This is a genomic window from Rhodococcus sp. T7 (assembly GCF_009872365.1).
In the GTDB taxonomy this organism is placed as follows: Bacteria; Actinomycetota; Actinomycetes; order Mycobacteriales; family Mycobacteriaceae; genus Rhodococcus_F.
The window spans coordinates 1-21,996 of record NZ_WXYH01000357.1 but is presented as its reverse complement, the minus strand read 5'-3'; the positions used below and the strand labels follow the sequence as shown (position 1 = coordinate 21,996).

The 21,996-nt window shown below is 68.7% G+C and carries 26 protein-coding genes and 2 pseudogenes; 20 read left to right on the top strand and 8 right to left on the bottom strand.

The window, feature by feature from the left end; all coding sequences use genetic code 11:
- Positions 1–133 precede the first annotated feature (133 nt).
- Both MLGJGCBP_RS36480 and MLGJGCBP_RS36475 read left to right on the top strand, forming a co-directional pair.
- Positions 134–616: a hypothetical protein gene (locus tag MLGJGCBP_RS36480; protein ID WP_160102012.1), complete on the top strand. Its 483-nt coding sequence runs from the start codon at positions 134–136 to the stop codon at positions 614–616.
- Positions 613–948: a hypothetical protein gene (locus MLGJGCBP_RS36475; protein ID WP_087561652.1), complete on the top strand. Its 336-nt coding sequence runs from the start codon at positions 613–615 to the stop codon at positions 946–948. The genes MLGJGCBP_RS36480 and MLGJGCBP_RS36475 overlap by 4 nt, the downstream gene beginning before the upstream one ends.
- Here the strand turns inward: MLGJGCBP_RS36475 and MLGJGCBP_RS36470 are convergent.
- A complete protein-coding gene (locus MLGJGCBP_RS36470; protein WP_160102010.1) occupies positions 880–2,826 on the bottom strand; it encodes an acyl-CoA dehydrogenase family protein in 1,947 nt (648 codons plus the stop codon). The genes MLGJGCBP_RS36475 and MLGJGCBP_RS36470 overlap by 69 nt on opposite strands.
- Positions 2,827–2,895: 69 nt before the next feature.
- Here MLGJGCBP_RS36470 and MLGJGCBP_RS36465 point away from each other — a divergent pair, with 69 nt between their 5' ends.
- Positions 2,896–3,138 carry a DUF3099 domain-containing protein gene (locus MLGJGCBP_RS36465; protein ID WP_236581571.1) on the top strand — a complete coding sequence of 81 codons (243 nt, stop codon included), beginning with the start codon at positions 2,896–2,898 and terminating at the stop codon, positions 3,136–3,138.
- 4 nt (positions 3,139–3,142) lie between these two features.
- Here MLGJGCBP_RS36465 and MLGJGCBP_RS36460 read toward each other — a convergent pair whose 3' ends face one another.
- Both MLGJGCBP_RS36460 and MLGJGCBP_RS36455 read right to left on the bottom strand, forming a co-directional pair.
- On the bottom strand, positions 3,143–3,646 hold the full coding sequence (locus MLGJGCBP_RS36460) for a DUF427 domain-containing protein (protein ID WP_160102006.1): 504 nt from the start codon (positions 3,644–3,646) through the stop codon (positions 3,143–3,145).
- Positions 3,643–4,500: an alpha/beta fold hydrolase gene (locus MLGJGCBP_RS36455; RefSeq protein ID WP_160102004.1), complete on the bottom strand. Its 858-nt coding sequence runs from the start codon at positions 4,498–4,500 to the stop codon at positions 3,643–3,645. The genes MLGJGCBP_RS36460 and MLGJGCBP_RS36455 overlap by 4 nt, the downstream gene beginning before the upstream one ends.
- A gap of 78 nt (positions 4,501–4,578) precedes the next feature.
- Here MLGJGCBP_RS36455 and MLGJGCBP_RS36450 point away from each other — a divergent pair, with 78 nt between their 5' ends.
- Positions 4,579–5,037 (top strand): MarR family winged helix-turn-helix transcriptional regulator, encoded by a 459-nt coding sequence (locus MLGJGCBP_RS36450; protein ID WP_160102002.1) that lies wholly within the window; start codon positions 4,579–4,581, stop codon positions 5,035–5,037.
- On the opposite strand, the pseudogene MLGJGCBP_RS36445 reads toward MLGJGCBP_RS36450, so the two are convergent.
- Positions 4,997–5,510, bottom strand: a pseudogene (locus MLGJGCBP_RS36445) (Lrp/AsnC family transcriptional regulator). The gene MLGJGCBP_RS36450 and the pseudogene MLGJGCBP_RS36445 sit on opposite strands and share 41 nt — an antisense overlap.
- Before the next feature lie 115 nt (positions 5,511–5,625).
- Here MLGJGCBP_RS36445 and hppD point away from each other — a divergent pair.
- From hppD to MLGJGCBP_RS36395, 9 genes and pseudogenes are all read left to right on the top strand, one after another.
- Positions 5,626–6,834, top strand: a complete 1,209-nt coding sequence (gene hppD, locus MLGJGCBP_RS36440) for a 4-hydroxyphenylpyruvate dioxygenase (protein WP_087561646.1) — start codon at positions 5,626–5,628, stop codon at positions 6,832–6,834.
- 33 nt (positions 6,835–6,867) lie between these two features.
- Positions 6,868–7,497 (top strand): annotated as a pseudogene (locus tag MLGJGCBP_RS36435) (SDR family NAD(P)-dependent oxidoreductase); the annotation flags it as partial.
- Positions 7,498–7,918: 421 nt separating this feature from the next.
- On the top strand, positions 7,919–9,244 hold the full coding sequence (gene hemL / locus MLGJGCBP_RS36425) for a glutamate-1-semialdehyde 2,1-aminomutase (protein ID WP_160101998.1): 1,326 nt from the start codon (positions 7,919–7,921) through the stop codon (positions 9,242–9,244).
- 79 nt (positions 9,245–9,323) lie between these two features.
- The gene (locus MLGJGCBP_RS36420) at positions 9,324–9,983 is read left to right on the top strand and encodes a histidine phosphatase family protein (protein WP_087561644.1); all 660 of its coding nucleotides are present in this window, start codon (positions 9,324–9,326) and stop codon (positions 9,981–9,983) included.
- Positions 9,980–10,579 (top strand): TlpA disulfide reductase family protein, encoded by a 600-nt coding sequence (locus tag MLGJGCBP_RS36415; RefSeq protein ID WP_087561643.1) that lies wholly within the window; start codon positions 9,980–9,982, stop codon positions 10,577–10,579. The genes MLGJGCBP_RS36420 and MLGJGCBP_RS36415 overlap by 4 nt, the downstream gene beginning before the upstream one ends.
- Positions 10,576–11,406: a cytochrome c biogenesis CcdA family protein gene (locus tag MLGJGCBP_RS36410; RefSeq protein ID WP_087561642.1), complete on the top strand. Its 831-nt coding sequence runs from the start codon at positions 10,576–10,578 to the stop codon at positions 11,404–11,406. Before MLGJGCBP_RS36415 ends, MLGJGCBP_RS36410 begins: the two co-directional genes overlap by 4 nt.
- A complete protein-coding gene (resB, locus tag MLGJGCBP_RS36405) occupies positions 11,403–13,067 on the top strand; it encodes a cytochrome c biogenesis protein ResB (RefSeq protein WP_087561641.1) in 1,665 nt (554 codons plus the stop codon). The genes MLGJGCBP_RS36410 and resB overlap by 4 nt, the downstream gene beginning before the upstream one ends.
- Positions 13,064–14,041 (top strand): c-type cytochrome biogenesis protein CcsB, encoded by a 978-nt coding sequence (gene ccsB, locus MLGJGCBP_RS36400; protein ID WP_160101996.1) that lies wholly within the window; start codon positions 13,064–13,066, stop codon positions 14,039–14,041. The genes resB and ccsB overlap by 4 nt, the downstream gene beginning before the upstream one ends.
- Positions 14,042–14,135: 94 nt before the next feature.
- Positions 14,136–15,479 (top strand): MinD/ParA family ATP-binding protein, encoded by a 1,344-nt coding sequence (locus MLGJGCBP_RS36395; RefSeq protein ID WP_160101994.1) that lies wholly within the window; start codon positions 14,136–14,138, stop codon positions 15,477–15,479.
- A gap of 47 nt (positions 15,480–15,526) precedes the next feature.
- Here the strand turns inward: MLGJGCBP_RS36395 and MLGJGCBP_RS36390 are convergent, their stop codons facing one another.
- Entirely contained in the window at positions 15,527–15,730 is a 204-nt protein-coding gene (locus MLGJGCBP_RS36390; RefSeq protein WP_072939927.1) for a hypothetical protein, read from the bottom strand.
- A gap of 166 nt (positions 15,731–15,896) precedes the next feature.
- Positions 15,897–16,124 (bottom strand): BldC family transcriptional regulator, encoded by a 228-nt coding sequence (locus tag MLGJGCBP_RS36385; protein ID WP_005252019.1) that lies wholly within the window; start codon positions 16,122–16,124, stop codon positions 15,897–15,899.
- Positions 16,125–16,311: 187 nt separating this feature from the next.
- Between MLGJGCBP_RS36385 and MLGJGCBP_RS36380 the strand changes: the two genes are divergently transcribed.
- Positions 16,312–16,680, top strand: coding sequence for a DUF4229 domain-containing protein (locus MLGJGCBP_RS36380; protein WP_160101992.1), 369 nt, complete (start codon positions 16,312–16,314; stop codon positions 16,678–16,680).
- A complete protein-coding gene (locus MLGJGCBP_RS36375) occupies positions 16,677–17,786 on the top strand; it encodes a PLP-dependent cysteine synthase family protein (protein WP_160101990.1) in 1,110 nt (369 codons plus the stop codon). Before MLGJGCBP_RS36380 ends, MLGJGCBP_RS36375 begins: the two co-directional genes overlap by 4 nt.
- Here the strand turns inward: MLGJGCBP_RS36375 and MLGJGCBP_RS36370 are convergent.
- Complete coding sequence (locus tag MLGJGCBP_RS36370; RefSeq protein WP_087561636.1) at positions 17,774–18,319, bottom strand: GNAT family N-acetyltransferase; 546 nt, start codon at positions 18,317–18,319, stop codon at positions 17,774–17,776. The genes MLGJGCBP_RS36375 and MLGJGCBP_RS36370 overlap by 13 nt on opposite strands.
- A 127-nt stretch (positions 18,320–18,446) precedes the next feature.
- Between MLGJGCBP_RS36370 and MLGJGCBP_RS36365 the strand changes: the two genes are divergently transcribed.
- The 4 genes from MLGJGCBP_RS36365 to MLGJGCBP_RS36350 all read left to right on the top strand — a co-directional run bounded on the left by MLGJGCBP_RS36365 (position 18,447) and on the right by MLGJGCBP_RS36350 (position 20,481).
- Positions 18,447–19,199: a lysophospholipid acyltransferase family protein gene (locus tag MLGJGCBP_RS36365; protein ID WP_087561635.1), complete on the top strand. Its 753-nt coding sequence runs from the start codon at positions 18,447–18,449 to the stop codon at positions 19,197–19,199.
- 64 nt (positions 19,200–19,263) lie between these two features.
- Positions 19,264–19,479: a hypothetical protein gene (locus tag MLGJGCBP_RS36360; protein WP_005258323.1), complete on the top strand. Its 216-nt coding sequence runs from the start codon at positions 19,264–19,266 to the stop codon at positions 19,477–19,479.
- Positions 19,480–19,485: 6 nt separating this feature from the next.
- Positions 19,486–20,052 carry a Clp protease N-terminal domain-containing protein gene (locus tag MLGJGCBP_RS36355; RefSeq protein WP_160101988.1) on the top strand — a complete coding sequence of 189 codons (567 nt, stop codon included), beginning with the start codon at positions 19,486–19,488 and terminating at the stop codon, positions 20,050–20,052.
- Between the two features lie 48 nt (positions 20,053–20,100).
- Positions 20,101–20,481 carry a phage holin family protein gene (locus tag MLGJGCBP_RS36350; protein WP_072939943.1) on the top strand — a complete coding sequence of 127 codons (381 nt, stop codon included), beginning with the start codon at positions 20,101–20,103 and terminating at the stop codon, positions 20,479–20,481.
- A 10-nt stretch (positions 20,482–20,491) separates the two neighbouring features.
- On the opposite strand, the gene MLGJGCBP_RS36345 is transcribed toward MLGJGCBP_RS36350, so the two are convergent.
- Positions 20,492–21,361 (bottom strand): 1,4-dihydroxy-2-naphthoate polyprenyltransferase, encoded by an 870-nt coding sequence (locus tag MLGJGCBP_RS36345; RefSeq protein WP_087561633.1) that lies wholly within the window; start codon positions 21,359–21,361, stop codon positions 20,492–20,494.
- 103 nt (positions 21,362–21,464) lie between these two features.
- Here MLGJGCBP_RS36345 and MLGJGCBP_RS36340 point away from each other — a divergent pair.
- On the top strand, positions 21,465–21,996 hold a 532-nt coding region (locus MLGJGCBP_RS36340; RefSeq protein WP_236581570.1), incomplete at its 3' end, for an AfsR/SARP family transcriptional regulator.

Sequence of the window (21,996 nt, the reverse complement as noted above, 5' to 3'; positions counted from 1 at the left end):
GCAAAGAAGCAATGATGTTCGCGATCATCGTGGCCTTCGTGCTGCTGACTCTGTTGCTCGTCGTGATCCCCGGCGTGCTCTCCTGACGAGCCCCACGTTTTCCTCGCGGACCGCGATGTCGCAGGATGAGCGGGTGAACGACACTGCTGTCCTGTTCAGTGAGCCGGGTGCCCGCTGGCGGATGGTGGCGTTCGGTCCGGTGTTCTGCCTGATCGCATTGGTCATCGAACTGCTCACCGGCCCCGTGGTGCACTGGTTCGCGCTGTCGCTGTTCGCGGTGCTGCTCAGCGGGTTCGTCTACGTGCAGGTGGTGGCCGCCCGCAGGCATGCGAGCGTCGAACTCACGACGTCGTCGTTGCGGCAGGGCACCGAAGACCTGCCAATTGCCGAGATCCTGAAGATCATGCCACCCGCCGACCCCGAGTTGTACGAGCAGCAGCCGTGGGAAACCGCCCGGAGTCTGGGCGAACTGTCCGCGGTTCCCCGCCGCCGGAAGGGCATCGGACTGCGACTGCGGGGCGGCGCCCTGGTGCAGGCGTGGGCGAAGGACGACGCGGCATTGCGGGCGCAACTCGAATCGCTGCTCGCGAAATCGGCGGGAGGATCTGCCGAATGAACCGCCGGACCGTGACGGCGGCAGCGGAGTGGCTCGGCGCGGTGGCTGCCCTCGCCGTCGCGGTGTGGTGCTGGAACCACGCCCGGGTCACATCGGAATTCGGTCCCGTCGCGCCGGGTGCGCCCTCGTTCGAGGGCACCGCGTATTCCGGGTCGTGGATCGCCGTCGCCGCCGCACTGGTGGCGGTCGCCGGACTGCTGGTGATCGATTCGGTGCGCCGGCTACGGCCAGGCCCGGCGGGCGAACCCGCCGAGCCGGCCCCGTCACCGGAAGATCTGGGTCTTGCGGACGGTGTCGGTCCCGGGACCGTCGAGCATCGCGGAGCCGAGTAGCGCCTCGGGAACCCCGAGCCCCTCGATCAGCGCCTGCGCGTGCGGCCGCAACGACCGGCACCGCTCGTTGATTCCCCGCTGCACCGCCTTCGACCGCTCCACCGACAGCTGCCGGTGTTCCATGAACCACGCCTTGTCGTCCTCGATCACGCTCAGCGCGTAGAGGTCGCAGACATCGCTCAGCAGGTCGCGGGCCTCGTCGTCCTCGCACTCGTCGATGCCGGCGACGAACGCCTCGAGCACGACCCGGTCGATGTGGGCCTGCGCGGCGTGCAGCACATGGTCCTGCACGAAATTGAAGGCGTCGAACGGGTTCTCCTCGCGTTTCTGCGCACCCTGCAGGCGGCGGGCGGCGGTCGAGAGCAGGTACTGCTCCCGGTCCTCGAACATCGTGAGCTGGGTGCCGCGGTTGAAGAGGCTGCCGTCCTCCTCGTTGTCCTGACGGGTGTCGAGGATCGTCTGGATGATCTGCTGTGCGGCGGTGCGCTTCTTGACGACGTCGGAGACCGTCGTGGCCGCGAACCGCATCCATTCGACGGGGCTCATGCCGCGCACCTCGTCCGCGTACGAGGTGAGCAGTTCCTTGGCCACCAGCTGTGTCAGGACGTGATTGTCGCCCTCGAACGTGGTGAACACGTCGGTGTCCGCCTTCAGTGCCGTGAGCCGGTTCTCGGCCATGTACCCGGCGCCGCCGCACGCTTCCCGGGCCTCCTGGATCGCGCGGGTGGCGTGCCAGGTGTTCGCCACCTTGAGCCCGGCGGCACGGCCCTCGAGTTCGCGCTGTTCCTGGGGGTCGGCGTCGTCGCGGCTCTGAATCTCGTGCATCTTCGCGACAAGCTCGTTCTGGGCGAATTGCAGTGCGTAGGACCGTGCGATCAGCGGGAACAGCCTGCGCTGATGGACGAGGTAATCCATGAGCAGCACCTCGTCCTCGGCCTGCGGTGCGTTGAACTGCCTGCGCTGCAAGGCATACCGGGTGGCGATCGCCAGAGCGACACGGGCGGCGGCGCCCGCGGACCCGCCGACGGTGACGCGTCCGCGCACCAGAGTGCCCACCATCGTGAAGAAGCGGCGGTTCGCGTTGTCGATCGGCGACGTGTACGTGCCGTCCGGCTCGACGTCGGCGTACTTGTTGAGCAGGTTCTCCCGCGGAATTCGCACCTGGTCGAACGTGATTCGGCCGTTGTCGACGCCGGGGAGGCCGCCCTTGTAGCCGCAGTCCGACGTGTGGACGCCGGGGAGGTCGTTGCCGTCCTCGTCCCGGATCGGCACGACGAAACAGTGCACGCCCCGGGACTCGCCGCCCGTGATCAACTGCGCGAACACCGCGGCCGTTGTCGCGTGCTGTGCCGCGCCGCCGATGTAGTCCTTGCGGGAGGACGGTGTGGGGGAGTGGACGACGAATTCGGCCGTGTCCGGATCGTACGTGGCGGTGGTCTCGAGCGCCTGCACGTCGCTGCCGTGACCCGTCTCGGTCATCGCGAAACACCCCAGCAGATCCAGGTCGACGAGACGCTTCACGTACGCCTCGTGGTGGCGCGCCGTGCCGAGGTTCTCGATCGCGCCGCCGAACAGTCCCCATTGCACGCCGGCCTTGACCATCAGCGACAGGTCGGACATCGCGAGCATCTCGATGCTCGTGACGGCGGCGCCCGCGTCACCGGTGCCGCCGTGATCTTTCGCGAACCCGGCGGCCGCGTAGCCGTTGCTCGCGAGCAGGCGCAACTGTGCCAGCGTCTTGGCGCGGGCCTCGTCGAGGTCGGGGGTGTAGTGCGGGGCGAAGTCGGGAGTGCCGGACAATTCCGCCCTGACGCGCTCGCGTACCTCCCGCCAGCGTCCGTCGAGTGTGCTTCTCAGGTGGTCAGCTGTGGTGGCCATGACTCGACAGTAGACGGCCGCCGCGACGGGTTGTGGGTTCGGTTCGCCGGTACCGGGTACTCCTGCCTCGTGAGTGCTCACCGCCATCCGATCAGCATCACCAGCGCGTCGGTGTCACTGGACGAACGGCATCGGCTGCGGGTGCGCCGGTACGTGATCGTGACGGCGGGCAGGCTTCTCGCCTTCGTGCTGTCGGCGGTGGTCTACGGACTCATCGGCAACCCATGGCTGGCGGTGGGGGTCATCGGGATGTCGATTCCCCTGCCGTGGTTCGTCGCCCTCGTCGTCGACGACCGGCCGCCGTGGGGGTAGGGGTTCACCAGAAACGACTGCCGGGCCCGCCCTTGAAGGGGCCGACCACCCGATAGGTGATCCAGCCGCCGTAGAAGCCTCCCACCTGGGGTCGCGCCCGTTCGCCGTCGACGAAGCATCCGTCCATCGAAATCGGTGTGACCGCCACGTGCCCGAGAAGGAGGTCGTAGCCGGCGACCGGCCGCGGATAGTGCCACGCCGCACGTTCGGCGACGTGCTCGCCGGCGACGACGTCGAAATAGTCTGCCCGCCCCTTCCACTCGCACACCGTGCTGCCGGTGACCGGACGCAGGACGCCGTCGGCGAAGCACGACCGCGGCAGGTAGTACGTCGGCGGGTGGCTCGTCTCGAGCACGCGCAACGGGGTGCGGGTGCGTGCGACGAGTTGTCCGCCGAACCACACCTCCACCAACTCGTCGCTCCGCCGGACCGCGGGCGGTCGCGGGTAGTCCCACACCGACTCCTGCCCCGGACCGACGGGGTCCGGCACCGGACGGCCGCTCGTCACGGCAGGTCCGCCGACGCGGTGATCACGGTGCGGCTCGGGTCACGCCAGAACTCGGTGATCACGTCGGCGAGCGTGCCCGGATCCGCGATCAGCGGTGTGACGTGTCCGGCACCGTCCACCGTGGTGGCCGCGGCGTGCGGCATCGTCGCCGCGGCGGCCCGTGCCTGCTCGAGGGAGATCATCGTGTCTGCGCGGGGGACGATCATCAGCGTCGGTGCACCGATCCGGGGGAGCAGGGGGTCCAACCCCTCGCGGTGCAGCATGACCGACTGCATCGCCTCGTGCATGCCCCGCCGCGGCGCCTGCCGGAAGGTCCGGGAGACGGCCTGGAACTGTTGCGGGTACGTTCGTGAAAGCTCCTTGCCGAGAAGGACGTTCATCACCGCGGTCGTGAGCGGCGGAATCGGCCCGGCGAGGCGGTAGGCCCACACCATCGGCACGATCCGGGCGCGTTCCCGTCGGGTGAGGGCTTGGGTCGGTGTCCCGATCGTGACGACGGTGCGGCATCGGTCGGGACTGTGGGCGGCCGCGACGAGTCCGACGTGTCCACCCCAGGCGTTGCCCACCCAGTCGACGGGTTCGGTGACGTCGAGCGCGTCGAGGACGGCGACGGCTGCCGCGGCGCACTCCTCCAGCGTGAACCGTCGCTGCACGGCGGTGCTCGCCCCGTGGCCGGGTCCGTCGATCGAGATCAGCCGACGGTGCGCGACCAGATGGCTGCGCAGGGGAGCCCACGTCGTCGAGTCGACGAAAAGGCTGTGCCACAGCACGGTCGGAGGTCCGCTGCCGGTGACGTGGACGGCGAGGTTCCCGACGCCCGTCGGGATCGTGCTGGTGATCGCTTGTGTATCCATGGGATGCCCCAGGTGAGTGACGTTTCGAGAATTGCTTCGGAAACCGAAACTTCGGTAACCGTAGTATTCTCCTGTGTCATGGAACGGTCAAGTGGTCTGCCGACCGATCGGCCGGCGGTAGGACAGTTGCTGGTCCGTCTGCTGCACGAGTTCCGCCGGGAGCTGAGCGAACCCATGGCGGAGCGCGGGTACGGCGACATCCGGCCACCGCATCTGCAGATCTTCGGCAACATCGGCTGGGACGGGCGGCGGCTGACCGAGATCGCCGCCCGGGCCGAATTGAGTCTGTCCGCCACGTCCGAACTGATCAACGATCTCGAGCAACTCGGGTACGTCGAGCGGGTGCCGGACACGCGGGACCGGCGCGCCAAACTCGTCGTCCCGACCGCGCGGGGGCGGCAGGCGCTGCAGGACGCCGCGATGCGTGTCGCCGAGATCGAGCACCACTGGGGCAGCCTCGTCGGCCACGACCGTTTCGACGACGCCTGCCACCTGCTCAGTGCGCTGCTCGACGAACTGGGTCCCGAGGACCGCTAGGCGCGCGGCGGGACCGCGGCGCGGACGAGCTGGTCGTGACGCAGCGCGATCTGGGTCTGCGTCGCGATGACCGTCGACGAACGAAGGACGTTGTGCCCGTCGACGATCGAGTTGATCACCCGCTGCAGGTCGGCGTGGGTGCGGGCCACCACCCGGACGAGGACGTCGCCGGCGCCGGTGATCGTGTGCGCCTCGAGCACTTCGGGGATGGCGCTCAGGTGCTCGACGACCGCGGCGTGCCCGTTGCCCTGGGCGATCTCGAGGGTGGCGAACGCGACCACCGGGAACCCCAGCGCCTCCGGGTCGAGGGTCGGTGCCGAACTGGTGATCACGCCGGTGCGTTCGAGCCGGTCGAGTCGCGCCTGGACGGTGCCGCGGGCCACTCCCAGGCGTCGCGAGGCCTCGAGCACCCCGACCTTCGGTTCGGCGTGGAGCAGGTCCAGCAGTGCGGCGTCGAGTTGATCGATGTTCATGGCGTCCCTGGTCAAGATGTAGGGTCGATCGGTATTTTCATCCAGCATTGTGTACAGAATGAGCAGCGTCAAGGAGCACCGTTGCGCAGCGGTGTGTGCTGGATCACAGTGAGGTATGACTACCACCGACATTCGCCTGACGCCCCGTGAGGTGGCCGCACAACTGGAGTCCGACGAGCTCCGGCAGCTGGTCGGTCTCGTCGAACACGACGACGCATCGGATCCGTTTCCCGTGGTCGCGATGGACGCCGTCGTGTTCGTGTGCGGCAACGCGACGCAGAGCATGCAGTACTTCGTCTCCACCTGGGGGATGACCCTCGTCGCCTATGCCGGGCCGGAGACCGGTCAGCGCTCGCACAAGTCGTTCGTCCTCGAATCCGGAACGGCGCGATTCGTGCTGCACGGCGCCGTGGATCCGAAGAGCCCGCTCGCCGACCACCACCGGGCCCACGGCGACGGCGTGGTGGACCTCGCCATGGAGGTGCTCGACGTCGACCGCTGCATCGCACACGCACGCTCACAGGGGGCCACCATCCTCGAGGAGCCGCGCGACGTCACGGATCGGCACGGCACCGTGCGGCTCGCGGCGATCGCCACCTACGGCAGCACCCGGCACACCCTCGTCGACCGCAGCCGGTACGACGGCCCCTACCTGCCCGGATTCGTCTCGCGCTCCAGCGGTTACGCGGCGCGGCCGGGGAAACCGACACGACTGTTCCAGGCGCTCGACCACGCGGTCGGCAACGTCGAGATGGGCCGCATGGATCACTGGGTGCGGTTCTACAACCGGGTCATGGGATTCACGAACATGGCCGAATTCGTCGGCGACGACATCGCCACCGAGTACTCGGCGCTCATGTCGAAGGTCGTGGCGAACGGCAACCACCGGGTGAAGTTCCCACTCAACGAACCGGCGGTGGGAAAGAAGAAGTCGCAAATCGACGAATATCTCGAGTTCTACGGGGAGCCGGGCTGCCAGCACCTGGCCCTCGCGACCGGTGACATCCTCGCCACCGTCGACGCGCTGCGCGCGGAGGGCGTCGAATTCCTGGCCACACCCGATGCCTACTACGAGGATCCGCAACTGCGTGCCCGCATCGGCACGGTGCGGGTGCCGGTGGAGGAACTGCAGAAACGCGGAATCCTCGTCGACCGCGACGAGGACGGGTACCTCCTGCAGGTCTTCACCAAACCGCTCGGTGACCGGCCGACCGTGTTCTTCGAGGTGATCGAACGGCACGGATCACTCGGGTTCGGGGCAGGCAACTTCCGGGCGCTCTTCGAATCCATCGAGCGCGAACAAGCGGCCCGCGGCAATCTGTGAACCTCCGAACGGCACGCGGTGCAACATCGACTGATGGATGACTCGGATCGGGGAACGTTCGCAGGGAAAGTCGCTCTCGTCACCGGGGCCTCCTCGGGGCTCGGACACGCCGTCGCCCGGATCCTCACCGACCGGGGAGCCCGCGTCTTCGGGGTCGCCCGGAGCGGGGATGCACTGCGACAGGCCATGATCGAGATCGCCGGACCCGAAGCGGCGGGGAGCTGTGTGCCCGCCGACGTGGCGTCGCCGGATGCGTGCAGTGCGGCCGTTGCGGCCTGCGTCTCCGGGCTCGGCGGTCTCGACGTGCTGGTCAACGTCGCCGGATCGCACACCCTCCGGCACACCGCCGACGTAACGGACGACGACTGGGCCCGGGACCTCGCCGTGAACCTGAACGGGCCGTTCTACCTCTCGCGGGCAGCGTTGCCGCATCTTCTCAACGGCACCCCGCTGCGGATCAACGCCGTCTGCCCGGGCGGGATGATGACGCCGCAGGTCACGAACTTCGCGTTTCCGGACGGTGTCGACTTCGACCTCGTCATGAAGTCGGCCTCCCCGAGAGGGTTGATGGAACCCGGGGGCGTGGCGAAGACGGTGGCCTTCCTCGCCTCCGACGACGCCGCCGCCATCCACGGAGCCGTGTACTCGGTGGACAACGGGAGATGGCATGAGTCTCGTAGAGGGCCCGATCTTCCAGATCTGCTGGGTCGTCGACGACATCGAATCGGCGGAACGGTACTTCACGGAGCAGTTGGGCGTCGCGCGCTGGTTGCGGCTCCCGGACGGCATCCACCACGTGGCGTGGGTGCCCGAGGACTTCGAGGCCACCCTCGCCGAGGCCGCGCGCCGTGGACTGCCGGTGGTCCAGCAGGGCCGGTCGAGGGCGTCGGGATGGAGTTCGCCTACCTGGACGGCGGCCCGCTCGGCGGCTACGTGGAGCTGATGAAACTGTCCGAGGAGATGCGCGCGATGTTCGCCTCGCTCGTCCCGGAACGTCGCGAAGCGCCGGAGCGGGCAGAGTGATCCTTGCCACCCACTACACCCTGTCGTTGGCAAATTCGACAGAACTGGGACACTGGAGGCCGTGACTGTTTCCTCCGGTGACCCCGACGTGCACGCTTCCCGCTCCGCCCAGCTCTTCGAGAGGGCTGATCTGGTCATTCCCGGCGGCGTCAACTCTCCGGTGCGGGCCTTCCACTCGGTCGGCGGCACCCCGCGGTTCATCAGGGAAGCGTCCGGCTACACGCTCACCGACGTCGACGGCAACGACTACGTCGACCTCATCTGCTCCTGGGGACCGATGATCCTCGGGCACGCGCACCCCGCCGTCGTCGAGGCCGTGCAGAAGGCCGCCACCACCGGACTCTCGTTCGGTGCGCCCACCGAGGGTGAGATCGAACTGGCCGAGGAGATCGTCCGCCGCGTCGCGCCGGTGGAGAAGGTGCGGCTGGTCAACTCCGGCACCGAGGCCACCATGAGCGCCGTCCGCCTCGCCCGCGGATTCACCGGCCGGACCAAGGTCCTCAAGTTCTCCGGCTGCTACCACGGACACGTCGACGCGCTGCTCGCCGATGCCGGTTCGGGACTCGCCACGTTCGGCCTCCCCACGTCGCCCGGCGTGACCGGCGCGCAGGCTGAGGACACCATCGTCGTGCCCTACAACGATCTCGACGCCGTCGCCCAGGCGTTCGCCGCCAACGACGGCCAGATCGCGTGCGTCATCACCGAGGCCGCCGCGGGCAACATGGGCGCGGTCGCGCCGCAGCCCGGATTCAACGAGGGCCTGCGCACGCTGACCCGCGACAACGGTGCGCTGCTCATCATGGACGAGGTGATGACCGGATTCCGGGTCAGCTCCGCCGGCTGGTACGGACTCGACGGCGTCGCCGGTGACCTCTACACGTTCGGCAAGGTGATGAGCGGCGGTCTGCCCGCCGCGGCGTTCGGTGGCCGCGCCGACGTCATGGCCCACCTCGCCCCCGCCGGACCCGTCTACCAGGCAGGCACCCTGTCCGGGAACCCCGTCGCCGTCGCCGCCGGGCTCGCCAGCCTGCGCGCCGCCGACCAGGGCGTGTACGACGCCCTCGAGCGCAACAGCGCCACCCTCCGCACGCTGCTGTCCGACGCACTGACCGCGGCGAGCGTGCCGCACCGCGTGCAGACCGCGGGCACCATGCTCAGCGTGTTCTTCAGCGAAGACCCGGTGACCAACTACGCCGAGGCCAAGGCCGCGCAGACCTGGCGCTTCCCGGCCTTCTTCCACGGACTGCTCTCGCGCGGGGTGTACCCGCCGCCGAGCGCGTTCGAGGCGTGGTTCGTCTCCGCCGCCATGGACGACACCGCATTCTCGATCATCGCCGACGCCCTGCCGCATGCCGCGAAGGCCGCCACCGCGGCCGTCCAGCCCTGACGAGTCTTCCAGCCCGGGGGCCGGCGGCCCCGCCGCCGACACCCACCTGACCTCCCGCCCCGACCCGAGGAACTGCAACGTGACCGAAGCCGATCATCTCGACCACACACAGACCCGCACCATCGTGCATGTGCTCCGGCACGGCGAGGTGCACAACCCGAGAGGGATCCTCTACGGCAGGCTCCCCGGGTTCCGGCTGTCGGTGACGGGTGAGGCGCAGGCCCGCGCGGTGGCGTCGGTGCTGGCCAAGCACGACATCACGCACGTGGTGTCGTCGCCGCTGCAGCGGGCACAGGAGACGGCCGCCCCGATCGCCGACGCACACGGCGTCGACATCGCGACCGACGAGAACCTCATCGAGGCCGGCAACGAGTTCGAGGGACTCAAGGTCTCCGTCGGCGACGGCGCGCTGTCCCGTCCCCGGCACTGGTGGAAACTGCGCGACCCGTTCACGCCGTCCTGGGGCGAGCCGTACCTGCAGATCGCGCACCGCATGCTGGCCGCCGTCAACACCGCCCGCGTGTCGGCGGTCGGTCACGAGGCCGTCGTCGTCAGCCACCAACTCCCCGTCTGGACCCTCCGCCGGTTCCTGCAGGGGGAGCGGCTGTGGCACGATCCGCGCCACCGGCAGTGCGGTCTCGCGTCGCTGACGTCGCTCGTCTACGAGGGCGACACCCTCATCGACATCGTGTACTCGGAGCCCGCGGGCGCGTCGGATCCGAGGGTGACCGGGGCATGAATCGGGGGCGCTTCGCCGGGCTTCTCGCGGTGATCTGTACGGCCGCGGTGTCGCTGTCGGCGTGTGCGTCCGGCGACGACGCCGTGGCCCAGGGCGGCACGTTCGACTTCGTGTCGCCGGGCGGTCAGACGGAGATCTTCTACGACCCGCCTGCCGACCGCGGCACCATCGGCACGGTGTCCGGACCCGACCTGATGAACGAGGGCAAGACCACCTCGCTCGACGACTTCGCGGGTCAGGTCGTGGTCCTCAACGTGTGGGGCCAGTGGTGCGGACCGTGCCGCGGTGAGGCGAACGACCTCGAGCAGGTGTACGAGGAGACCAAGGACCAGGGCGTGTCGTTTCTCGGGATCAACGTGCGGGACAACCAGCAGGACAAGGCGCAGGACTTCGTGATCGACAACAAGGTGTCGTATCCGTCGATTTACGACCCCGCCATGCGGACGATGATCGCGCTGGGCCAGAACTACCCCACGAGCGTCATCCCCACCACGATCGTGCTCGACCGGGAACACCGCGTGGCCGCGGTGTTTCTGAAGGAACTGCTCGTCGAGGACCTGAAGCCGGTGGTCGAACGGGTGGCGCAGGAATCGTGAACACCAGCACCGCCCTTCTCGCCGGCGGCGTCGGCGACGCCTTTCAGTCCACCGCGGCAACCGGACCGCTGCTGCTCGCGCTCGGCGCGTGCGTCCTCGCCGGCCTGGTGTCGTTCGCTTCGCCGTGCGTCGTGCCACTCGTCCCCGGCTACCTGTCCTATCTCGCGGGTGTCGTCGGTGCGGACGCCCCGGCCGTCACCGCGGAGGAAGCAGCCACCCGGACGAAGACCGTGTCGGACGGACGGTTGCGGGTCGCGGGCGCCGCGGCCCTGTTCGTCGCCGGTTTCACCGTGGTGTTCGTGCTGGCTACGGCGTCGGTGTTCGGCGCCATCTCGGCCCTCGCGATCAACCGCGACATCCTGATGCGGGTCGGCGGGGTGGTCACCATCGCCATGGGCCTGGTGTTCATCGGTCTGATCCCGGCCCTGCAGCGGGACACCCGGCTCGAGCCGCGGCGCATCTCCAGCCTGGCCGGGGCCCCGCTTCTCGGTGCCGTGTTCGCATTGGGCTGGACCCCGTGCCTCGGCCCGACCCTGGCGGGCGTCATCTCCCTCGCCGCGGGCACTGACGGTGCCACCGCGGCCCGCGGAGTGGCCCTGATCGTCGCGTACTGCCTCGGCCTCGGGTTGCCGTTCGTGATCCTTGCGCTCGGCTCGTCCCGCGCGCTGCGCGGCGTCGGCTGGCTGCGCCGCAACGCGCGCACGATCCAAATTTTCGGCGGAATCATGCTGGTGGCCGTGGGCGTCGCCCTCGTCACCGGCGCGTGGGACCAGTTCGTCGGCTGGGTTCGCGACGCCTTCATCTCGGAAGTGACCTTGCCCATATGAGTGACATCCAGACCCCCGAGGCCCCGGAAGCCGCACCGGTGCCCCGTCAATCGTTGCCGGGCCGCGCGTTCGCGGTGGTCCGCAACACCTGGCGCGGACTCACGTCCATGCGCACGGCGCTGGTGCTGCTGTTCCTGCTTGCCCTCGCCGCGATCCCGGGTGCCCTGCTCCCGCAGCGCAGCCTCAACGCGGGCAAGGTCGACGAGTACATCGCGAACCGCCCCACCCTCGGTCCGTGGATGGACAAGCTCGAACTGTTCGACGTGTTCGGCAGTTTCTGGTTCACCGCGATCTACGTCCTGCTCTTCATCTCCCTCGTCGGCTGCATCCTGCCGCGCTGCGTCGACCACGCCAAGGCGCTGCGCACCCGTCCGGTGCCCGCCCCGCGGAACCTCGCGCGACTTCCGCACCACCACGAGGATCGGGTCGACGAGACGCCGGAGGAAGTCGCCGCGCGCATCCGCACCCACCTGAAGGGGTGGCGGGTCGAGACCCGCGCGGGCGGGGAACGGGCCGCCCACGACGGCGAGATCACCATCTCCGCGGAGAAGGGGTACTTCCGCGAACTCGGCAACCTCGTCTTCCACCTGTCGCTCGTCGCGCTGCTCGTCGCGATCGCCGTCGGCAAGCTGTTCGGCTACGAGGGCAACGTGATCGTCGTCGCCAACAACGGTCCGGGTTTCTGCACCACGTCGCCGGCGGTGTTCGACTCGTTCAAGGCGGGCAACACCCAGGACGGCACCGGCATGACGCCGCTGTGCATCAAGGTGAAGGACTTCGCCGCCGACTACCTCGACAGCGGTCAGGCGGAGATGTTCACGTCCAACATCGCCTACCAGGCCGGCGACGACCTCGAGACGAACACCTGGCGGGACGGGCAGTTGCAGGTCAACCACCCGCTGCGCGTCGAAGGTGACCGCGTCTACCTGCAGGGACACGGGTACGCGCCGACGTTCACCGTCACGTTCCCGAACGGGGAAACCCGCACCGAGACGCTGCAGTGGCGTCCCGACGACGCGACGACGTTCCTGAGCAGCGGCGCGATGCGGTTCGACCCGCCCGGCGGCATGTACCCCGACACCGACGAGCGCCGGAAGAACCAGATCGCAATCGAGGGGTTGTTCGCCCCGACCGCGCTGCTCCACGGCAACCTGCTGGCGTCGAGTTACCCGGCGATGACCGACCCGGCCGTCGCCATCGACATCTACAAGGGCGACACCGGCCTCGACACCGGCAATCCGCAATCACTGTTCTCGCTGAACACGGAACTGATCAACCAGGGCCGCCTCGTGAAGCAGGACCGGGTGAATCTGAAGCCGGGGGAGAGTTCGACCCTGTCCGACGGCACCCAGGTGCGGTTCGACGGCGCCGTGGACTTCGTGAACCTGCAGGTGTCGCACGACCCGGCGCAGCAGTGGGTGCTGGTGTCGGCTCTGACGATGATGGCGGGACTGCTCGTCTCGCTGCTGGTCAAGCGCCGCCGGATCTGGGCCCGCATCTACCCCGCGGACGCCGCCGACCCGGGGCCACGACGTACTGTAGTAGAGCTTGGTGGACTCGCCCGGACCGATCAGGCCGGCTGGGGCGACGAGTTCGGCCGACTCTGCACCCGTCTGCTCACGGACGACACGAAGCCTGACGCGCAGGAGAGCCAACGATGACGACCAACGAGACACTGGCGCAATACAGCGACTGGGCCTTCCGATCAGCCTTCACCGTGCTGGTGCTGGCGCTCGTGCTGCTCATCGTGCAGTACGCGTCCACCCGGGCGCAGGCCGTGCAGGACCGGGAACTCGTGTCGGCCGGATCCGGCGCGCGCCCGTCCGAAGCGCCCGGCGTCCCCGGCCGAGTGGTCGAGCAGCCGAAGAAGCCCCTGTCCGAGCGGTTCGGCGGTATGGGCGCCGCCGTGCTCGTCGTCGGCACCGTACTGATCTTCGCGTCGATCGTGCTGCGCGGATTCGCCACCGAGCGGTTCCCGCTCGGCAACATGTACGAGTTCGTCACCATGGCCTGCGCGGCCGCGCTCGTCGTCGGACTCGCGCTGCTGTCGAAGCCGGCGTACCGGTCGATGTGGGTGTTCCTGCTCGTTCCCGTCCTGATCCTGATGTTCCTCGCGGCCACCGTGCTGTACGCGGACGCGGCGCCCGTCGTGCCCGCGCTGCGGTCGTACTGGCTGCCGATCCACGTCACCATCGTGAGCGTCGGTTCCGGTGTGTTCCTCGTGTCGGGCATCTCGAGCCTGCTGTTCCTGCTGCGCATGCGGTACCCGCGCGGCGAGGAGGGAACCGGCGTGTTCGCGCGGATCGCGGAACGGTTGCCCGACGCGCAGACCCTGGACCGCCTGGCGTACAAGACCACCATCATCGGGTTTCCGCTGTTCGGCGCGGGTGTCATTCTCGGCGCCATCTGGGCCGAGGCCGCCTGGGGCCGATTCTGGGGCTGGGACCCCAAGGAGACGATGTCGTTCATCGCTTGGGTGATCTACGCCGCCTACCTCCACGCCCGCGCGACGTCGGGATGGCGCGACACCAAGGCTGCCTGGATCAACGTCGCGGGCTTCGTCGCGATGCTGTTCAACCTGTTCATCATCAACATGGTGGTGTCGGGATTGCACTCGTACGCGGGCCTGAACTGACGGTAGCCACCGACTGATATCCTTCCGCCGCGACGTCTCCGACCGGTGAGAACCGGTGGGGACGATGGAGACTTCACGAGGGGGACGTTCAGCCATGTCCGAAAACAACTCCGGCATGTGGGAGCCGGTACGGCCTGCATCGAATCCGCCCGCGGACGACACCGCATCGACCGTCGCCTGGAACGCCGCGCGGCAGGCCCCGTACGTTCAGCCGCAGGGTCCCAATCCGTTCGCACAACCCGCCGCCCAGGGCACCGCCGCACCCGCGCGGCCGCAGACCCAGGCCCCCGCCCCTCACCAGGCCCCCGCCCCGCAGCAGGCCCCCGCCGCGCAGCAGGCTCCGGCACCCCAGCCGGCGGCGTTCACGCCCCCGCAGCAGCCGGTCCGGCAGGTACCCCAGCCCCCCGTCCAGCAGGCACCCCAGCCGGGTGCGTTCGCGCCCCAGCAACCCGCGAATCGTCCGCCCAACACGAACGCCGATCAGCAGTACGCGGTTTCGGCCCGTGACCTGTCGACGTCGCTGCTCCTCAAGCAGGTCAAGCCGGCTCCCACCACGGGGTGGCGCAAGGCGCTGTACCGACTGTCCGGCCGCTACGTCAACGTCGGGAACAGCGCGAAGGAACAGCGCCGGATCGAGCTGACCAAGCAGGTCAACCAGCCGCTGCAGGGGTGCTACAAGATCGCGCTGCTGAGCCTCAAGGGCGGGGTCGGCAAGACCACGACCACCGCGACCCTCGGTTCCACGTTCGCGTCACTGCGCGGCGACCGCGTCATCGCCGTCGACGCCAACCCCGACCGCGGCACGCTGAGTCAGAAGATTCCCCTCGAGACGCCCGCGACGGTGCGGAACCTGCTGCGCGACGAGCAAAGCATCGAAAAGTACAGCGACGTCCGCAGTTACACGTCGCAGAGCAGGCACCGGCTCGAGGTGCTCGCGTCCGACAGCGACCCGGCCGTGTCGGAGGCGTTCAGCGCCGACGACTACGCCCGGACCGTCACGATGCTCGAGAAGTTCTACAGCATCGTCCTCACCGACTGCGGCACCGGACTGATGCATTCCGCGATGCAGACCATCCTCGAAGAGGCCGACGCGCTCGTGGTGGTCAGTTCGGGATCCGTCGACGGCGCCCGAAGCGCCTCCGCCACACTCGACTGGCTCGACGCACACGGATACCGCGAACTCGTGGCCCGATCGGTGGCCGTCGTCAATGCAGTGCGCCCGAGGTCGGGCAAGGTGGATCTGCCGAAGGTCGTCGAGCACTTCGAGCAGCGGTGCCGCCTGGTGCGGCTGATTCCGTTCGACCCGCACCTCGAAGAGGGCGCCGAGATCGAACTCGAGCGGCTGCGTCCGAAGACGCGCAACGCACTCCTCGAACTGGCCGCCGCGGTGGCCTCCGACTTCCCGGCGTCGAGTTTCGCGCTACAGGACCGTCGCTGAGGCAGTGACGCCGATGGTGCCGGCTCGACCGGCACCACGGCTCTTGCTCATCCGGCCGGGTCCGCCGGACCGGCGTCGGGTTCGTCGGACTTCTTCCGACGCGTCTCCCGGTCCACCTTCCACAGGAAATCCGGATCATCGTCCGGTCCCTGCACCCGCGTGCTCAGCACGGGCCGCGTGTTCGGGCCGAACGCCTTCCACATCAGGACCGCCACTGTCACGAGCCCGATGAGTGCCAACAGATAGATCACCGCGCACCTCCTTACACCGCTCGAGGGTAGCCGGTATTCCTCGAGCGTAGCCGCGTCGGCGGCAGAGGGCACCCACCCGATCGCAGAGCGCCCGGGCAGTGCGGTGTTACCAGCCGAACCGCAGGGTCGGCCCGCCTGCAGCGTCAGGGTCGGCCCGCCTCCAGCATCAGGGTCGGCCCGCCTCCGTGGTGAGGGAGCGGAGCAACTGCATGACCTCTGCCTCGCGGAAGCGGCGGTGCCCACCGGGGGTGCGCAGTGATCCGAGTCGGCCCGCGTGCGCCCAACGCGTCACGGTCTTCGGGTCGACATGGAACAGGGCAGCCACCTGGCCCGGGGTCATGAGGGCTTCGTTGGATCCGCTGAATCCGGGTCCGTTGTAGGTGGGTGCGCTCATCGACGATCCTCCACTGCTTTCGACTGATCTGTGCTGAAGCCGGCCGCTGTTGCGACTGATCCCGGCCATCGTGACATCCGGAACCCTGGGTACTCGAACGATCTAATGTTGGTAAAGGGGAGGTAATAGACAAATCGGATAAGTCGGACGTGTGGGGAGCCCCCTCGGCGGTGGGTAACCTGGGGGCGTGAGCGAGTCATCCGAGAAGCCAGAAGACCAGGTCGAGCCCGTAGATTCGAGCCCGAAAGCGAAGCGGGACGGGCGGGTGACCAAGGGGCAGCTGGCGCGTGACGTCGCGATCTATTCGATCGCCCGGCTGGTGCTGGTCGTCGTCATCGGCGCCATCATTCTCGGGGTGGCCGCACTCGTCGGAGTCGCCGTGCCGCTGCTCGTCGCCGCGATCTTCGCGGTCCTCATCGCGCTCCCGCTGTCGCTGTTGCTGTTCGCGAAACTCCGCAAGCGGGTCAACGAGGGGATCGCCACGTTCGACGCGCAGCGCCGCGCGGACCAGGCCGACCTGCGTGCCCGGCTCCGTGGTGAGGGCACGTCCCGGTGACGGTCGACGACTGCGTCGTCATCGACCGGAGCTTGCCGCGGGACTGGGTCGACAACGCGGTCCGACTCATCGACGCCGACGCACAGCGCAGCGCCGACACGCACCTGCTGCGGTACCCGCTGCCCGTCGACTGGGGTGTGCAGCTCTATCTGAAGGACGAGTCGACCCACATCACGGGCAGCCTCAAGCACCGGCTGGCCCGGTCGCTGTTCCTGTACGCGATCTGCAACGGCTGGATCACCGAGGGAACCACGGTCATCGAGGCGTCGTCGGGATCGACGGCCGTCAGTGAGGCGTACTTCGCGAAGATGCTCGGCCTCGACTTCGTGGCGGTCATGCCGCGCAGCACGAGCGGCGCGAAGATCGCCCTCATCGAGGCGCAGGGCGGTCGCTGCCACTTCATCGACCACCCGCCGGAGATCTACAGCGAGGCTCGGCGGCTCGCCGCGGAGACGAACGGTCATTTCATGGACCAGTTCACGCACGCGGAACGGGCCACCGACTGGCGGGGCAACAACAACATCGCCGAGTCGATCTACCAGCAGATGACGCAGGAAGAGCACCCGGTGCCGGAGTGGCTCGTCATGAGCGCCGGGACCGGCGGCACCAGTGCGACGCTGGGCCGGTACATCCGCTACCGCAGGCACGCGACCCGCCTGCTCGTCGTGGATCCCGAGAACTCCGCGTTCTTCGGCGGCTACGAGATCAACTCCTGCGAGTATGCGACGGGAATGCCCTCGCGGATCGAGGGCATCGGCCGGCCCCGGGTGGAGCCGTCCTTCGTCGGGCAGGTCATCGACCGGATGATGCGGGTGCCCGACGCCGCATCCATCGCGACGGCCCGGCACGCCAGTTCGGTGCTGGGTCGCCGGGTCGGTGGGTCGACGGGCACGAACCTGTGGGGTGCGTTCACCGTCGTCGCGGAGATGCTCGCGGCCGGGCGGTCCGGCAGCGTCGTCACCGTCCTGTGCGACGGCGGTGAACGGTACGCCGACACCTACTTCGACGACGACTGGGTGGCCGGCGAGGGCATCGACCTCTCGGGCCCGACCGCGGTGCTCGACCGGTTCGCGTCGACCGGGGAGTGGCTCGGTCAGCCCGGCTGAGGCGCGGGTGCGGCGGTGCGCACCGGTGCGGTCACCGCGCGGGACATCGTGACTCGCGGCCACGCGGCGAGACCGTGCCGGGCCTCGTCGTCGCGGATGCGTGACAGGCCCGGTGTGAGGTCGGTCTCCGGCAGGGGGCGGAAACCCAGCCGCTCGTAGTAGGGGGCGTTCCACGGGACGTCGACGAATGTAGTGAGGGTGAGGGCGGGCAGTCCGCGGACGGCCGCCCACGACGAGATCTCGTCGAGCAGCCGCGCGCCGAGACCCTGGCGGGCGTGGCTGGGGTGGACCGACACCTGCTCGATGTGTGCGCCGCCGTCGACGACGGCGACGAGTGCGTAGGCGACCGGGGCATCGTCTGCGTCGACCGCGACCCAGATGCATTCCAGCTGGAGGTATTCGGTCAGCTCGTCGAGTGAGAACGGGGGATCGTCGGCGACGGCGTCCATTCCGATGTCACGAAACGGCGCACCCGCCGCGATTTCGATGTCTTGCAGAGCGGGAAGGTCGGTGGAAATGGCCGTGCGGATCACAGGTCTTTTGTACCCGAAATCGTGCTGTTCGCACAGTTTCCCTGCACTTTCCTAAAACCTACTCCTCCGTAGGCTACGGAACCGTAGGTTGGTAGCCTGGCGTTAGGACGACGGAGTGGGGACGCGCATGGACAAGCCCGAGGTGACTCTCGAGAACTACGAAGCGGTGTACGCGTACTACCGCGACCACCGGCAGAATCGGGTGCTCGCCAAGCTGGCGTACGCGTCGCTGTATGCGAAGTACCGGCCGCGGATCGTGTACGCGGACGACGCGAAGGCGCAGCTCGCCGGGCTGGTGAAGTCCGGCAGAGTGCTGATCGTCGCCGCCAACCACGTGACCCACAGCGATCAGTACACGCTGGCGGCGACGGCCTGGAACACGCCGTTGCGCCGCGCGATCGGACGCACCCGGGTGCTCGCGAAAGACGAATTGTTCGTCGACCCCGACCTGCACAAGAAGGTCGACATGATGGGCGGGATCCCGGTGTTCCGCAGCAAGAACTACGGGCTCCGGGCGGTCGCCGACGCGGGCAGGCTCATGATGGACACCTCCGCCGAACGGCTCTGTCGCGGCGACAACCTGGCGATCTTTCCCGAGGGTACGTGCAACGAGGACGACCCGACCCGGCTGCAGCACATCAACAGCGGCATCGGTCACATCGCGAAACGTGCGGCGGATCGCGGAGTCTCGCCCGTGCTGCTGTCCATCGGCATCAGTTACGGGCCGGATGCCCACGGGCCCGACACCGAGAACGTGAAGTCGGCCAGCGTGTTCGTGTCGGAGCCGGTGTTCGACTTGCCGGCGAAACCGATGGACATCGCGCACGTCGTGCAGAAGGACCTGCAGATCGCGGTCGACGGGGCGGTCGCGGCGTACTGACCTCCCACCTCGAATCTGTCAAGCAGGGTTGACACCCGGTCGGTGTCAACCTAAATTGACATGCATGACCGAAGCAACCACGCTCGCCGCAGCGGCGGGCAGCCCCGACCCCGCCGAGGGGTTGCGGGCCGTGCGTGCGCTGCGGCGACTCCTCGAACGGCTCGAGGCCATCCAGGTCGCCAACGCCCGCGCCCAGGGCTGGTCCTGGCAGGCGATCGCCGACTCCCTCGAGGTGAGCAGGCAGGCCGTCCACCAGAAACACAACCGGAGAGGGAGGTAACGGCGCATGTTCGAACGATTCTCGATGGACGCCCGGGCCGTGGTGATCGGCGCGCAGCAGGAAGCGCGCGACGTGAAGTCACCGCAGATCGGGCCCGAACACCTCGTACTCGCGCTGCTGTCCGTGAAAACCGAACCCGTCCACGGCATCCTCGCCGACGCCGGCATCGAGGAGGACATGGCGCGATCGACCGTCGTTGCGCACGGCACCGCCCTGAGCGACGCCGACGCGGAAGCACTCGAATCGATCGGGATCGACCTCGACGCCGTGCGGCAGAGTCTCGAGCAGAACTTCGGCAAGGGCGTGCTCGATCCCGAACAGCCCTCGGAGAAGCGCGGTTGGTTCGGCCGGAAGTCGGGGCACATCGGGTTCACCCGCGACGCGAAGAAGGCGATCGAACTGTCGCTGCGGGAGGCGCTGGCGCGCAAGGACGATCACATCGGTGCCGAGCACATCTTCCTCGGCGTGCTGCGTGTCGCCGAGGGCACGACGAAGGAGATCCTCGAGGTCCGGGTCGGAGTCGGCGAACTCCGCCGGCGCGTGCACGCGGCCCTCGACGACCGCGCGGCCTGACCGGTCGCCCGGTTCCCGTTTGTCCGATCGGTGTGCCAGCATGCACGCATGACCTTCTTGGTACGCCTCGTCATCAACGCGTTCGCGATCTGGCTGGCGGCAGCCTGGGTGTCGGGTATCGACATCTCCAGTTCGGGCAACGGAACCGGCTGGGACATCGTGGTGCTGCTCGGCATCGCGCTGGTGTTCACCGTCGTCAACATCTTCGTCAAGCCGCTGGTGAAGTTGCTGTCGCTGCCGCTGCTGATCCTGACGCTCGGCCTGTTCACCCTGGTGATCAACGCCCTGATGCTGTTGCTCACCGCGTGGCTGAGCTCCCAGACCGAGTACGGCCTGACCGTCGACGGCTTCTGGACGGCCGTGTGGGGCGGCCTGATCATCTCGATCGTCAACTTCGTCCTAGGCATCCTGCTGCCGGACGGCGACTGACCCGAAAGACTCAGGCGGCAGACAGGGCCACAGCGGTGGCGGCGCCCCACACCAGCATCGCCAGCCCCGAATCACGCAGCGCGGGAATCAGTGCGAGACCCAGGCCGCCCGAGCGGACGGGGGCGTTCGCCCGGACCGCGAGGGGCAGCGCGAGCAGTCCGACGAGAGCCCATGGGGTGCGCAGCACCAGGACGAGGGTCACGACGAACGGGACCGTCAGCGTGACCAGGTGCAGGATGCGGGTGCGCGAGTCGCCGAGCCGGACGGCGAGCGTGCGTTTGCCGGACTCGGTGTCGGTGGGAATGTCCCGCAGATTGTTGGCGACGAGAACCGCGCTCGAGAACGACCCGACGGCGACCGCGGACACGATTCCGGCCCAGTCCACCGTCTCCGCCTGCACGTACTGGGTGCCCAGGACGGCGACGAGACCGAAGAACACGAACACGGCGACCTCGCCGAAGCCGCTGTACCCGTACGGCTTCTTGCCGCCCGTGTAGAACCAGGCGCCCACGATGCACAGGGCACCGATCAGCACGAGCCACCACGCGGTGGTGACGGCGAGGACCAGACCGGCCACCGCGGCGACCGCGAAGCAGGCGATGGCCGCCGCCTTCACCGCCGACGGTTTCACCAGCTTGGACCCGACGAGCCGCAGCGGTCCGACCCGCTCGTCGTCGGTGCCGCGAATCCCGTCCGAGTAGTCGTTGGCGAAATTGACGCCCACGATCAACGCGAGAGAGACCACCAGTGCCAGTACCGCCTTCCACCACACCGCGCCGCCGAGCGATGCCGCGGCGCCGGTGCCCACGAGCACAGGGGCGATCGCGTTCGGGAGGGTGCGCGGACGAGCGCCTTCGATCCATTGAGCAGCCGTTGCCATGCACCGATCTTTGCATCGCGCGAGAAGGCGCCCGCACCCACACCGAACTTCGAGAAGTTCGCGCCCGCCCGGTGCAATACCATCGGACGCGGTGGACCAGCAGATGAGCGTGGACGAGACGGTGGCACCGGCAAGCGCACCCATCCAGGTCGCCTTGTTGGGTGAGGTATCGACGCGGCGATCGGGCGCGCTCGCACCGCTGCCCGGCACCCGCGCGCGCAGCCTGCTCGTTGCCCTCGCCCGCGATCCCGGCCGGAGCCGATCCGCGCAGGCCCTCATCGACGAGGTGTGGGGCGAGGATCCCCCGCGGTCCCCGATGAACGCGCTGCACACACAGGTCTCCCGGCTGCGGGCGGCGTTGCCGGACGGGGCGCTGGAGATCGGTCCGGCCGGATACCGGCTGGCTGTGTCCCGGGACGCCGTCGACCTGACCCGTGCGGAGGACGTGGCACGCCGACTGCAGGGCCGGGGTCACGGCGGCGGCGCCGGGCCGGACGAGATCCGCTGCGTACTCGCGCTGTGGCGGGGCGACCCGGGCGCCGACCTCCCCGAGCGGCCGCCCGCCCCCCGGCGCGCGGCGGGGCCCCATCACCCCGGCGTACGCTGCGGGGGCCGTTGCGGGCGCCCACTCGGGG